The sequence below is a fragment of the Pseudomonas sp. CGJS7 genome (genome assembly GCF_036961695.1).
Window position 1 is genome coordinate 1 of record NZ_JBAMDI010000111.1, and the last position, 13,346, is coordinate 13,346.

Below are 13,346 nucleotides of genomic sequence, written 5' to 3' on the forward strand. Positions count from 1 at the left end.
GCGCGCTAGTCGACCCGGCAACGGCCTGAACCGCGAGCGAGACGCGACGGCGGCGCCGCGCACGCAAAACGCTCGCAAACGCAGCCGCGGCGGTGCCATCGGCGCGGCGCGACAGCGCCCGCGCCGACGCTCCCGAGCCAAGCCTCAGCGACAACCTGCTAGGCTTTCTCGATGATCGAATCAGGCCCCAATCCGTCCGCGACCGCGCCCGCCACCCTCGCCAGCCGCTTCCGCGGCTATTTGCCGGTGGTGGTGGACGTGGAAACCGGCGGCTTCGACTGGAACAAACACGCGCTGCTGGAAATCGCGGTGCAACCGCTGGAACTGGACGCCGACGGCCTGCTGGTGCCCGGCGAAGTCGCCAGCGCTCACGTCGTGCCGGCCGCCGGAATGTTGATCGATCCCAAGTCGCTGGAAGTCACCGGCATCGACATCGACCACCCGTTCCGCGACGCCAAGCCCGAGCGCCAGGCGCTGGAAGCGGTGTTCGCGCCGGTGCGCGACGCGGTCAAGCGGCACGGCTGCCAGCGCGCGATCCTGGTCGGCCACAACGCCCATTTCGACCTCAATTTCCTCAACGCCGCGGTCGCCCGCAGCGGCCACAAGCGCAACCCGTTCCATCCTTTCAGCGTGTTCGACACGGTGACCCTGGCCGGCGTCGCCTACGGCCAGACCGTGCTGGCCCGCGCGATCCAGGCTGCCGGGATGCAATGGAACCCGCAGGAAGCGCATTCGGCGGTGTACGACACCGAGCGCACGGCGCAGTTGTTTTGCAAGATCGTCAATGCGTGGCCGCGGGGCTGATTTGCGCATACCGGATCGCGCCGTCGATCGCATGAGGGCCCCACAAGGACCGTCGAATGCCCATCGCGCAACACCCTTATCTGTGGATTCCCGGGCAAGGACCGGACCCCGATGCCCTGCGCCGCTTGCGCGCGCGCGCACCGCAACCCAAGCAGCCGATGGGCGAAGCGTGGTTCATGGGCGAGGACCGGCAGATGTACGCCGGATTGATGCACCCCGACCCGCAGGCCTGGCCGAGTAGCGAACTGGAGAACGCGCTCGATGCGCTGACCTCGGGACCGCGATCTTTCGGCCATCGCGCCGAATGGAGCAGATGGTTCGACTTTCTGTTGCCGCGCGTGCTCGAACGTAGCGACGACGTCGATTTCTACGAAATGCTGGTCAGCGCTGTCTTCGTGCATTGTCTGGACCCGGCCTTGCCGGGACGGGAACCGGGTTTCCGTCGCGATCTGCTGGACAGCTTGGGCCGCAGACTGATGGCCCCATCGTGCTGGCACAACGGACAAGCCGGAGGCAGCGACGGCCTGCTGCGCCAGCTAGGAAGCCGTATCCACGGGATCGGCGCCGACGGCGCGTTCTCGGCCGCCTGCTGTCTGGTGCTGCGCTATTTGGATAGCGACGCGATCGAGGATTGGCTGCAATCGGTATTGGCCATCGAGGATCCCGATTGGCGATGCGCCTTCGTAGTCTGGCTCGCCGGCGCCGCCGTCCTGGTGTTCGACGGCGAGCAACCCGAGAGCATGGACAACTCGCCGTATCTGGATATCGGTTGGAATCGGGATTGGTTGCTGGACGGGAGCGTCCCCTCGCGCCGTCTGGATCGCGACGCGGCGCAGTTCGCTTTCTTTCCCAAACCTCAGATAGTCGCCTTGCTCGCTTCGCTGCGGCGACACCTCGACCTGAACACGCTCTCGCGCTTGGGCGAGCAGTTGGCCGCCTCACCGATCCCGGACCGCGATCGCAAGACCGCGCCGTGGCAATACGATTCCGCGGCGCTGCTGGTAGCCGAACGCTACGAACTCCAATAGTCGCTGCCGCAGCGGGCACGCTCGGGCTGTTTCACCGCTGCAACCTCTGGCCTTGGCCTGCCGCGCGAAGCCGGTGCGTTGAATCCAACATCGACCGGCAGCGCGCCGTATCGCCGACTTTCTTCACCGCACGATTGCCCGCGCGGCCATTGCCATGGACCGGAGGACAGGATGTTCGCTTTCGACGACGAGCAATTTCTCGACGGCTACCGCCGCCGTTTCGGCCCGCTCAACGACGCGCTGGCGCAAGCGGTGCGGTTCTTGATCGGCCGGATCGAGCAGGACGCGAGCTTCACTCTCAATCCTTCGCATCGCAATCAGATCGCCTACTGCCTGGCGACGTTCAAATGGGAAACCGCGCACACGCTGCGGCCGATCGACGAATTCGGCGACGACGCGCGCTTCAACCGCCTGTACGGTCCGGACACGCGCGTGGGCAAGATGCTCGGCAACACCAAGCCCGGCGACGGCGCGCGCTTCCACGGCCGCGGTTATGTGCAGCTGACCGGCCGCGCCAATTACGAGCGCGCCGGCAAGATTCTCGGCATCGATCTGCTGAACAAACCCGACGACGCCAAGAAGCCCGAGGTCGCGTATGCGATCGCGATGGAAGGCATGAAGAAGGGCTGGTTCACCGGCAAGAAACTCGATCAGTACTTCAAGCCCGGGCAGTTGCCCAACTACGAAGAAGCGCGGCGGATCATCAACGGTCAGGACAAGGCGCAGACCATCGCCGACATCGCCCGGCGTTTCGACGAATTGTTGGCCAACGCCCTGGAGTGACTCAAGCCGCCGGCACGGTTTCGCCCAGGGCCATGTGGATCAGCGGAAACGGCCGGCCCTGGCCGTCGAGCGGCGAACGGCCGACGTCGACGAAACCGTAATGGCGGTAGAAGCCGTGCGCTTGCGGGTTGTGTTCGTTGACGTCGACGGTCAACGCGCCGCGCAGCGCGCGCGCGTGATCGAGCAGGCGCGTGCCGATGCCCTGCCCGCGCCAGCGCGGGTCCAGGAACAGCATCTCCACTTGCGTATCGGACAGGCCGATGAAACCGGCCGGGCGTTGGTCGGGGCCGTCGTAGACCCAGATCTCGACCGCGTCGAGGTAGACGTCGCGCACCTGCGGCAGCAGTTCGGCGATGTCGTTTTCGCTGAGGAAATCGTGGGTCGCGCGGACCGAGCGCAGCCACACGTCCAACAGCAAGGGGTTGTCGGCGGGAGTGCGGGCGCGAATGCTCATGCATCGATCCATGACGGCGAAACAGCGAGGAAGCGGCGCGATACGCGATCGCGCCGCTTGCGACGGCTCAGGCCGCCAGCTTCAGACCGACCAGGCCGGCGACGATCAGCAGCACGCTGACGATGCGCAGTGCGTTGGCGGGCTCATTGAACAGCACGATGCCGAGAATGACCGTACCGATCGCGCCGACGCCGACCCAGATCGCGTACGCGGTGCCGACCGGCAACGTCTTCATCGCCAGGCCCAGCAGGCCCAGGCTGACGATCATCGCGGCGATGGTGCCGACCGACGGCCAGAGTTTGGTGAAACCTTCGGTGTATTTCAGACCGATCGCCCAGCCCACTTCGAACAGGCCGGCGAGTACGAGCAAAACCCAGGGCATGACTGACTCCCGTTTGAGATGGGGCCGTCCCCGGATGAGATTGAAGCAGCGGGGTCGTCCCCGCCTCGTGAAACGTAGTCTCTCACGCGGCCGATGCCGGTCTATGACCGGGATGTAACCCCGCGACCGCGGCGGCGAACGGTCCGGACCCGCTCGATGCCGGTCCGGCCGGCGTTACCGATCAAGCCGCGCCGCGTTGGCGCACGGCTTCGAACAAAGTCACGCCCGAGGCGACCGACACGTTCAGGCTCTCGACACCGCCGGCGGCGTTGCCGCCGGGCATCGGAATCTTGACCAACTGATCGCAGTTTTCGCGGGTCAGGCGGCGCAGGCCGTCGGCTTCGCCGCCCAGGACCAGGGCGACGTTGCCCTTGAGGTCGATCGAATACAACGACGCCTCGGCTTCGCCGGCTAGGCCGTAGATCCACACGCCGAGCTGTTGCAGATCGCGCATCGCCCGGGCCAGGTTGGTCACCGGAATCACCGGAATGCTGTCGGCGGCGCCGGCCGAGGTCTTGCGCACGGTCGCGTTGACCTGCACCGACTTGTCCTTGGGGATGATCACCGCGGTCGCGCCGGCCGCGGCCGCGCTGCGCAGGCAGGCGCCGAGGTTGTGCGGGTCTTGCACGCCGTCGAGGATCAGGATCAGGGCCTTGCCTTCGGCGGCTTCGACCAAGCCTTCCAGCTCGTTCTCGTTCCAGGTCTTGGCCGCGGCGTAACGCGCGACCACGCCCTGATGGCGCAGATTGCCGACCACGCCTTCCAGCGCGCTGGTCGCGACCCGGCGCACATCGATGTCGGCGCGGCGGGCGGCGGTCTCGATCTCGGTCAGGCGCGGGTTCTTGGCGCCGGCTTCGATCAGCACCTCGCGCACGTTTTGCGCATCGTGCTCGATCGATGCGGCGACGGCGTTGATGCCGGCGATCCATTGTTTCTGGCTCATGGGCTTTCCGTGGGGCGGTCGTGGCCGGCCGGGACGCGGCGGCGGGCGGCAATTCTAAGCCACTGGGGCGTGGGCGTCCTGAAAATACGCCGATGGCGAATCCCCGAGGCGTATTCCCCCCTTTGAAAAAGGGGGGCCAGGGGGGGATTCGCTTTTGCCTTTGCCTCTGAAGCAACAGCAAAAGCTCAAATCCCCCGCGTCCGCTGCGCGGACGCCGCCCCCTTTTCTAAAGGGGGCAAAGGGGGGGGCCGCTTTCTAACGAGGGCAAGCGCTCAGTACTTCTGCTTGACCCGCTTGGCCGGCTGACCCCGCGGCGGCAACGGTTTCGCCCCGCGCTCCTCATCGACCAGCTTGAAGTCGATCTTGCGGTCCTCGACGCTGGCCTTGAGCACCACGATCCGCACCCGATCGCCCAACCGGAACTCGCGCGCAGTGCGCTCGCCCTGGAGCGTCTTGCGAATCGGATCGAAGTGGTAATAGTCGTGCGGCAACTGCGTCACATGCACCAAACCGTTGACCTTGGACTCATCGAGCTCGATGAACAAACCAAAGCTGGTCACCCCGCTGATGGTGCCCTCGAACTCGCCGCCGACATGCTGCTCCATCCACGCGGCGCGGTAGCGCTCATCGACCTCACGCTCGGCCTCATCGGCGCGACGCTCGCGTTCGGAGCATTGCAGCGCCAACGCCGCCATCTGCCGCGGCGAGTAGCCGTAGGCGCTGGGCTTGGCGCCGCTGAGCGCGTGCTTGATCGCGCGGTGCACCAGCAAATCCGGATAGCGCCGGATCGGCGAGGTGAAGTGCGCGTAAGCGTGCAAGGCCAGGCCGAAGTGGCCGACGTTCTCCGGCGCGTACACCGCCAGGCTCTGGCTGCGCAGCAGCACCGACTCGATCAGCGCCGCGTCCGGACGCTCGCGGATCTTCTTCAGCAACTGGGTGAAATCGCGCGGCTCGACCTGATTCCAGGCCGGCATGCGCAATTTGAATTCCTTGAGGAACTCCTGCAGATCGGCGTACTTCTGCTCCGGCGGCCGGTCGTGAATGCGGTACGGCGCCGGCACCTCTTGCGCGATCAGGAACTTGGCCGCCTCCACGTTGGCCGCGATCATGCATTCCTCGATCAGCTTGTGCGCATCGTTGCGCTGAAGCATCCCGGCCTGAGTCACCTCGCCGTTGCTGCCCAGCACGAAGCGCACTTCGCTGGATTCGAACTCGATCGCGCCGCGCTTGTGCCGCGCTTTCAACAGCACCTGGAACAACTGGTGCAGCCGCTGGATATTCGGCAGCAGCGAACCGATCTGCGCGCGCGCTTCGGACTGCAGTTCTTCGCCGACATCGCCGACCGCGTTCCACACCGTGGTGTAGGTCAAGCGCGCGTGCGAGTTCATCACCGCTTCGTAGAACCTGGATTCGGTGACCTGCCCTTCGCGGTCGATCTGCATGTCGCAGACGAAACACAGCCGGTCGACCTTCGGATTCAACGAGCAAATGCCGTTGGACAGCGTCTCCGGCAGCATCGGCACGACGAAGCCGGGGAAGTACACCGAGGTCGCGCGCTTCTGCGCTTCATCGTCCAGCGGCGTGCCGGGACGGACGTAATGGGAAACGTCGGCGATCGCCACCACCAGCCGGAAACCGTCGCGGTTGCTCTCGCAATACACCGCGTCGTCGAAGTCCTTGGCGTCCTCGCCGTCGATGGTGACCAGCGGCATCGCGCGCAGGTCCACCCGCCGCGCCGCCACCGACTCGGGCACGCTCAGCGGCACCGCCGCGGCTTCGTCCAGGGTTTCTTGCGGGAACACATCGGGAATTTCGTGGCCGTGGATGGCCGCCTGCACCGCCAGCGAGGCGGTGAGTTTGTCGCCCAGCACCGCCAGCACGCGGCCGATCGGCGGGCGCTTGGGATCGGGCGCCTGGACCAGTTCGCACACCACCAATTGGCCGTTGTGCGCGTCCATCCGCGCATCCGGCGGAATCTGCACGTTGCGCTGGATGCGGCGGTCGTCGGGCACCACGTAGCTGATGCCCTGCTCCAGGGTGAAACGGCCGATCAAACGGTTGAGCCGGCGTTCGAGCACTTCCACGATCGCGCCTTCGCGGCGGCCGCGGCGGTCCACGCCGGTGACGCTGACCAACACGCGGTCGCCGTGCATGGCCTTGCGCATTTCGAACGGCGGCAGGAACAGATCGTCGCCGCCGGCTTCCGGGCGCAGGAAACCGAAACCGTCGGGATTGGCGATCACCACCCCGGGGATCAGATCCATCTGCGCCGCCGGGGCGAAATCGCCCTTGCGGTTACGGATCAGCTGGCCGTCGCGGATCATCGCGCCCAGGCGCTTGCCCAGCGCGTCGGCGCGGTCGGGCGCGGTGAGGTTGAGGCGTTCGGCCAGGCTTTCGGCGGTCATCGGGCCGTCGGCCGCGGCCAGGGTCTGCAGGATCAGCTCGCGGCTGGCGATCGGCTGCTCGTAGCGCGAGGCTTCGCGGTCGGCGTAAGGATCGTGATAAGGCGCCGGAGCGCGGTGGGCGGGCGCGGGGCCGTCGCCGGATTTCTTGCGCGAGCCCTTGCTGGGTGGGCCGTGCTGCAGGTTCTCGGGCAACCAGGCCGGGCGCGGCGCGGCGCTCTTGCGGGGTTTGCCGGCGCCGCCGGGCGTGTTGCGGGAAGGTGCTTTGCCGCCGGTCGGTCCGGTCTTCTTGCTCTTAGTCTTTTTTGTCATGTCCTATATGGTCGCACATCGACATGAATACGGCGTCGGCGGCGGCCGCCGCCGGTCGGCGGGACCGGCGGTGGACAAGCGCGGCGGTCGGAACGGCGATGTGCGCTGCAACATGGCCCAGGCGCCGCGATCGGCGCACTCACTCGCCGCTCACGCGCGGTCGTCGGTTCGAGGTTCGATGCGGTCACGCTGCCGCGGCGCGGGCGGCGGCGGATCGTCCGTGCAGCGTTCCCATTCGGACATCGGCAAACCGCGGTAACTCAGGCATTTCGCCGATCCATGCGCGAGCTTGCGCCGGTCGCCGCGACGCGGCTACGGCCGCTCGGCCTTTACCCAACCGCGCCGCCGCGCGCATCTGTGATCCGACCCACAGTTGACCGCAACGGTTTCACCCGCAACCGCTTGCACTTCGGCGGCTTCCGCGAAGTCCGGATAAACGCACAAAACCGCCGATTTCCGCGGCATAGGTTGAGCCCGCCCGGCGTCAGCGCGGGCCGCAGACGACGCCACCCGTCGCCCACCACACCTGCCAAGGAAACGCACGATGATTCGCAAGAACGCACTTTGCCTGGCGCTTGTCGCCGGCCTGTCCGGCTTCTCGATGAGTGCAGCCGCCCACAAACCCGCGTCGGCCGAAATGGATTCGGCGCCGGTCGCCGAGACCCCGTCCGCCGGCGCCATGGGCGCGGCCGACTTCGCCGTTACCGCCAAGACCGCCGCGCCGCGTTTGTTCAGCCTCGGCCAGCCGACCAGCCTGGACGTGTCCGCGTTGAAAGACCGCCGCGTGCGCCAGGACAAGAACGGCGAACCGCTGGAAATCGGCTTCGCCCGCGACATCGCCCGCGGCAATGTCGAATTAAGGAGTTTGAACTGGGTGCCGTTGGCCAACGGCGGCCAAGCCGCTCGCTTTGAAGTGTCCTCCGCCGGCGCGGTCGCGCTGCGCGCGGGGTTGTCGCTGCGCGGCGCCGGCGCCAAGTCGGTCAAGCTGCATTTCGCCGGCAACGACGGCCGCGTGTTCGAACAAAGCGGCGCGGATTTCGCCGGCAACGAACTGGGCTGGTCGCCGGTGCTCGCCGGCGATACCGCCACGGTCGAAATCGTTCTGCCCAAGGGCGTCAACGCCAAGTCGCTGTCGCTGAAACTGCCGCAGCTCTCGCATCTGGACGTCAGCCCGGCGGCCAGCGAGAAGACGCTGCAGAAAGCGGTCGGCGACAGCGATTACTGCGAGAAGGACATCGTCTGCCGGGTCAGCCCGCCCTCGGGTTTCGTGTCCACGGCCAAGTCGGTCGCGCGCATGACCTTCACCACCGGCGGCGGCACCTACCTGTGCACCGGCACCTTGCTCAACAACAACCATTCGCCGAAGAAGCGTCTGTTCTGGACCGCCGCGCACTGCATCAGCACCCAAACCGTCGCCAACACCCTGCAGACCTACTGGTTCTACGACGTGACCAGCTGCGGCGGCTCGACCGTCAACCCGGCTTACACCACCCTCAGCGGCGGCGCTTACCTGCGTCACGCCAACGGCACCCGCGACACCGCGCTGCTGGAGCTCAAGACCGCGCCGCCGTCGGGCGCGGTGTATGCGGGTTGGTCGAGCGCGCTGATCGGCGCCACCGGCACCGCGATCGAAGGCATCCATCACCCGGCCGGCGACGTCAAGAAGTATTCGCTGGGTTCGGTGACCTCGCTGTCGTCTTCGATCGACGGCAAATCGCCGCTGTACAAGGTGGTGTGGAACACCGGCGTGACCGAAGGCGGCTCCTCGGGTTCGGGTCTGTTCACCGTGACCAGCAGCGGCGGCTACCAGCTGCGCGGCGGCCTGTACGGCGGCACCTCGTACTGCAGCGCGCCGCGCGATCCGGATTACTACTCGCGCTTCGCCGACATCTATTCGAGCGTGTCGAGCTACTTCAATCCCTGAGCGTCGGACATCGCGATCGGCCGGCAAGGCGATCGCGATGTTGTTCGGAGGGGCCGGCCGCTGCGCGAGCAGCGGTCGGCCTTTTTCGTTGGGCGATGCGTCAACGCGGACCAACCGCGCAACCGAACCGACCGCGCCCCCTCCCAACCCGTCATTCCGGCGAAAGCCGGAACCCATTTTGATTCGGCTCTACCGGATAGCCGCTCATCGGAAACCCTTATTCCCAATATTGCAGGTTACACCGCCAACCCAGTAACCTTTGAAAACGACTTCAAAGGTAGCCGCATGCGCCTGCAGCATCACGACTTCCGCCCCGCCGATCTGGTCGGCGGCGATCCCGCGTTGGACCTGGTCAACACCGTGACCGCGCGCGACACCGAGCCGCGCGACTGGCTGGACGACTACGCCGCCCTGCTGCGCTGGGCGCAGCGCAGCGGCGCGTTCGCCGAAGCCGATCTGAGCGCGCTGCAAACCCAGGCCGCGCAAGCCCCGGCCAAGGCCGCCGCCGCGTTGGCGCGCTGCAAGCTCTTGCGCGAAGCGCTGTGCGACGCGCTGTATGCCCTCGCCCACGGCCGCGAACCGAGCCAGGCGGATCTGGACGCGCTCGATCAGGCTCGGCTGACCGCCTCGCGCGCCGCGCGTCTGGTTTCGCTGGATTCGCGCTTGCAGACGCAGTGGACCGTGCAACGCTCGGGCCTGGACCTGATCGCGCACACCCTCACCGCTTACGCGATCGAACTGCTCAAGGACGCGCGCCTGGATCGGCTGCGCGTCTGCGACGGCCGCGATTGCGGTTGGGTGTTCCTGGACACATCCAAGAGCGGGCGCCGCCGCTGGTGCGATATGGCGACCTGCGGAAACGTTGCCAAGGCGCGGCGTTTCCAGCAAAAGCAACGCGAATGAAAACGGCGGCGGGCCGCACCGGCCCGTCGCCGCATCAAGCCGGTCTTATTCGCCGCCGCCTGGATTCGGACGAACGCGGCTGTCGCCGACTGCACCCTTTGTCGCCACCGCGGAGGTTCAGTGAACGATCCACGACCGTCCCATAACGCCGACCCGATCGGGTACTGGCTGTCCACGGCGATGCTGGCCGCGGTCTGCGCCAGCGCGATGGCCTATCAACGGCCGGAGCCGAAGGCGTCCGAACCGCAACGCTGGGCGCCGCGCAATATCGCCAGCGATCAGTACGAATCCTCGCCCAGCTTCAGCCCCGACGGCCGCGAGTTGTACTTCATGCGCAGCGATCGTCAGTTCGCCAACTGGCGAATCCTGCGTTCGCGTTGCGAAGCCAACGGCTGGTCGCCGCCCGAGCCGCCGGAGTTCGCCGCCGGCAAAGCGGGGCTGGATGCGGACCCGTTCGTTACCGCCGATGGTCGCCGCTTGTATTTCGTTTCGGCGCGGCACGATTCGAAGGGCGAGGATCTGGACATCTATTACGTCGACCGCCGGCCGAACGGCGGCTGGGGCGAGCCGCGACGGCTGCCCGCACCGGTCAACTCGAAAGCGTCCGAGTTGCTGCCGCGCGTCGCCGCCGACGGGCAGTTGTATTTCGGCTCCAGCCGCGAAGGTGGCCTTGGCCAGGGCGATCTGTACAGCGCGCGGCAGGATGCGCAGGGGCGCTGGAGCGTGCGCAATCTCGGCGCGCCGTTGAGCAGCGCGGCCAACGAGTACGAGGCCGAGATTTCGCGCGATGGGCGTGAGCTGATTGCGGTGACCGATCGGGGCGATCGTTCGCATTTGTATCGTTATCGCCGCGAGGGCGGTCGGTGGCGCGAACTTGGCCGTATCCCTGCGCGTGCGGACGTGTTCCAGGTCGGGCCGTTGCTGTCGCCGCGCGGCGATCGGTTGTTGTTCGCACAGGCCGATGGCGAACGTTCGGGGGAGTTTTTTCTGGTCGATCTGGTGGCCGGGGCGGACACGAGGTGGCCGCCTAGGTGTCCTGGTGGCGACGGGGAGCGGTGATTGTGCTGGCTATGCGGTTCGCGGGTAACGGCAAGAGCAAAGTCAAAATGGATTCCGGCTTTCGCCGGAATGACGGGGTGTGGGTGGCGAGGTAAAGATGGGAGGGCGCGGTTGTTTTCCGTCCACGCCCCGCAGCGGAAGCAGCGGCGGCAGCAGTGGCAGCAGTGGCAGTAGTGGCAGTAGTGGCAGTAGTGGCAGTAGTGGCAGTAGTGGCAGCAGTGGCAGCAGTGGCAGCAGTGGCAGCAGCGGCAACAGTGGCAACACCAGCAAACCAAGATCTCCGCGCCACCCCCACCCCGTCATTCCGGCGAAAGCCGGAATCCATTTTGACTTTGGCTGTTGCTGTTGCTGTTTCCGTTCCCGCCAACAAGCGAAGAAAAGCAAGATCAAAATGGATTCCGGCTTTCGCCGGAATGACGGGGTGGAAGGTTACGCGGGAGCAATGAGGCCCACGAGCTTCAGGCCGAAACCCCAGGCGCATGCTCCGGATTCTCCTCGCGCGTCGCCCGCGGCTTGGGCTGAATCAACGGCGTCTGCTGCATATTCCCGTACAGCAACGACACCCCTGCGCGCACGCCCCCGACCAGTTCCAGCTCGAACCGCTCCGCATCGCGCTTGCGGATATCGGCGACCACCTCGGCCGCATCGTCGGCCGACACGCCCAGTTCCACCAACGCCGCTTCACCGAACCGCATCGCCGACTCGAAGGTCTCGCGCACTTGCAGATCGACCCCGGCATGCACCAGTTCCAGCGCATGCTCGCGGTCGAAACTGCGCGCCAACACCCGCGCCTGCGGGAACTCGTGGCGGATCAGCTGCGCGGTGGACGTGGCCGCGGCGCGGTCGTCGATGCAGATCGCGATCAACTGCGCGGTGCCGGCGCCGGAGGCGCGCAGCACGTCCAGGCGGGTGCCGTCGCCGTAATACACCTTGAAACCGAAGGTCTGCGCGCTCTCGATCATTTCCACGTCGGTGTCGATGATCGCCACCTCCACCGCCCGCGCCAGCAACGACTGGCTGACCACCTGGCCGAAACGGCCGAAGCCGATCAGCAGCACGCTGCCGCTGAGCCCGTTGGGTTCGTCCACGCCCTCCAGCGACAACGCCGTCTTCGGCGACAGCTTGCGCAAGGCGATGATCGCCACCGGCGTCAGCGCCATCGACAACACCACGATCGCGGTGAGGTTGGCGCTGACCGCCGCGTCGATCAGCTTGGCGTTGGCCGCGGCCGAAAACAGCACGAACGCGAACTCACCGCCCTGCGCCATCAGCACCGCGCGGTCCAGCGCCTCGGTGTGGCAGGACTTCATCAGCCGGGCGACGATGTAGATGCACAGCGCCTTGACCAGCATCAGCGCCAGCACGCCGCCGACGATCAGCGGCCAGTTCGCCGCGACCACCTGCAAGTCCAGCGACATGCCCACGCTGAGGAAAAACAAGCCCAGCAGGATGCCGCGGAACGGTTCCACGTCGGCTTCGAGCTGATGGCGGAAGGTCGATTCCGACAGCAACACGCCGGCCAGGAACGCGCCCATCGCCATCGACAGCCCGCCGATCTGCATCAGCAACGCCGCGCCCAGCACCACCAGCAGCGCCGCCGCGGTCATCACCTCGCGCGCCTTGGCCGCCGCCAGCACCCGGAACAAGGGATTGAGCAACCAGATCCCGGCCGCCACCAAGGTCGCCAGCGAAGCCAAGGCGATGCCGATGTCGGCCCAGCGCGAATGCGCCACCGCGCCCGGGTTGGCTTCCGGCGGCGCCATGAACGCGACCAGCGCCAGCAGCGGCACGATCAGCAGATCCTCGAACAGCAGAATCGAGACGATCCGCTGCCCGCGCGGCAAGGCCAGATCGCCGCGTTCGCCGAGGATCTGCATCACGATCGCGGTGGAGGTGAGCACGAAACCCATCGCGCCGATGAAGGCCACCATCGGCGGAAAACCGAACGCCAGCCCGACCCCGGTCATGGCCAGCGAGCACAACGCGATCTGCGCGGTGCCCAGGCCGAAGATCTCGCGGCGCAGACTCCACAGATGCGAGGGCCGCATCTCCAGGCCGATGATGAACAAGAACATCACCACGCCCAACTCGGCCACATGCAGGATCGCCTGCGGATCGGCGAAGAATCCCAACCCGAACGGGCCGATCGCCAGGCCCGCGGCCAGATAGCCCAGCACCGAGCCCAGCCCGATCCGCTTGAAGATCGGCACCGCGACCACCCCGGCCGCCAGCAGCACCACCACCTTGATCAGTTCGCTGCTTTGCGCTTCAGCGGCCATCGCGCGTCTCCCGTCGTTGCGTTCATACCCATCCGGGCCCGCCGCGACGCGCCCTTGCGCACAGACTAGCAGG

The 13,346-nt window shown here is 66.7% G+C and carries 11 protein-coding genes; 6 read left to right on the forward strand and 5 right to left on the reverse strand.

Annotation, left to right across the window (positions count from 1 at the left end; all coding sequences use genetic code 11):
• Nucleotides 1-171 precede the first annotated feature (171 nt).
• From rnt to V7787_RS40600, 3 genes are all read left to right on the forward strand, one after another.
• Nucleotides 172-804, forward strand: a complete 633-nt coding sequence (gene rnt / locus V7787_RS40590; protein WP_336093234.1) for a ribonuclease T — start codon at nucleotides 172-174, stop codon at nucleotides 802-804.
• Nucleotides 805-860: 56 nt separating this feature from the next.
• Entirely contained in the window at nucleotides 861-1,832 is a 972-nt protein-coding gene (locus tag V7787_RS40595) for a hypothetical protein (RefSeq protein WP_336093235.1), read from the forward strand.
• 171 nt (nucleotides 1,833-2,003) lie between these two features.
• Nucleotides 2,004-2,615: a glycoside hydrolase family 19 protein gene (locus V7787_RS40600; RefSeq protein WP_336093236.1), complete on the forward strand. Its 612-nt coding sequence runs from the start codon at nucleotides 2,004-2,006 to the stop codon at nucleotides 2,613-2,615.
• 1 nt (nucleotide 2,616) lies between these two features.
• On the opposite strand, the gene V7787_RS40605 is transcribed toward V7787_RS40600, so the two are convergent.
• The 4 genes from V7787_RS40605 to rnr all read right to left on the reverse strand — a co-directional run bounded on the left by V7787_RS40605 (nucleotide 2,617) and on the right by rnr (nucleotide 7,108).
• Nucleotides 2,617-3,069 (reverse strand): acetyltransferase, encoded by a 453-nt coding sequence (locus V7787_RS40605; protein ID WP_336093237.1) that lies wholly within the window; start codon nucleotides 3,067-3,069, stop codon nucleotides 2,617-2,619.
• Between the two features lie 67 nt (nucleotides 3,070-3,136).
• Entirely contained in the window at nucleotides 3,137-3,451 is a 315-nt protein-coding gene (gene sugE, locus V7787_RS40610) for a quaternary ammonium compound efflux SMR transporter SugE (protein WP_336093238.1), read from the reverse strand.
• Between the two features lie 181 nt (nucleotides 3,452-3,632).
• Nucleotides 3,633-4,394: a 23S rRNA (guanosine(2251)-2'-O)-methyltransferase RlmB gene (gene rlmB, locus V7787_RS40615; RefSeq protein ID WP_336093239.1), complete on the reverse strand. Its 762-nt coding sequence runs from the start codon at nucleotides 4,392-4,394 to the stop codon at nucleotides 3,633-3,635.
• A gap of 272 nt (nucleotides 4,395-4,666) precedes the next feature.
• The gene (gene rnr, locus V7787_RS40620; protein WP_336093240.1) at nucleotides 4,667-7,108 is read right to left on the reverse strand and encodes a ribonuclease R; all 2,442 of its coding nucleotides are present in this window, start codon (nucleotides 7,106-7,108) and stop codon (nucleotides 4,667-4,669) included.
• Nucleotides 7,109-7,652: 544 nt separating this feature from the next.
• Between rnr and V7787_RS40625 the strand changes: the two genes are divergently transcribed.
• The 3 genes from V7787_RS40625 (at nucleotide 7,653) to V7787_RS40635 (ending at nucleotide 10,994) form a co-directional block, all read left to right on the forward strand.
• Nucleotides 7,653-9,032 (forward strand): trypsin-like serine peptidase, encoded by a 1,380-nt coding sequence (locus tag V7787_RS40625; protein WP_336093242.1) that lies wholly within the window; start codon nucleotides 7,653-7,655, stop codon nucleotides 9,030-9,032.
• Between the two features lie 285 nt (nucleotides 9,033-9,317).
• Nucleotides 9,318-9,935, forward strand: coding sequence for a CGNR zinc finger domain-containing protein (locus V7787_RS40630; RefSeq protein WP_336093244.1), 618 nt, complete (start codon nucleotides 9,318-9,320; stop codon nucleotides 9,933-9,935).
• 120 nt (nucleotides 9,936-10,055) lie between these two features.
• The gene (locus V7787_RS40635) at nucleotides 10,056-10,994 is read left to right on the forward strand and encodes a hypothetical protein (RefSeq protein ID WP_336093246.1); all 939 of its coding nucleotides are present in this window, start codon (nucleotides 10,056-10,058) and stop codon (nucleotides 10,992-10,994) included.
• 458 nt (nucleotides 10,995-11,452) lie between these two features.
• Here V7787_RS40635 and V7787_RS40640 read toward each other — a convergent pair whose 3' ends face one another.
• Entirely contained in the window at nucleotides 11,453-13,273 is a 1,821-nt protein-coding gene (locus tag V7787_RS40640) for a monovalent cation:proton antiporter-2 (CPA2) family protein (RefSeq protein ID WP_336093248.1), read from the reverse strand.
• Nucleotides 13,274-13,346 lie beyond the last annotated feature (73 nt).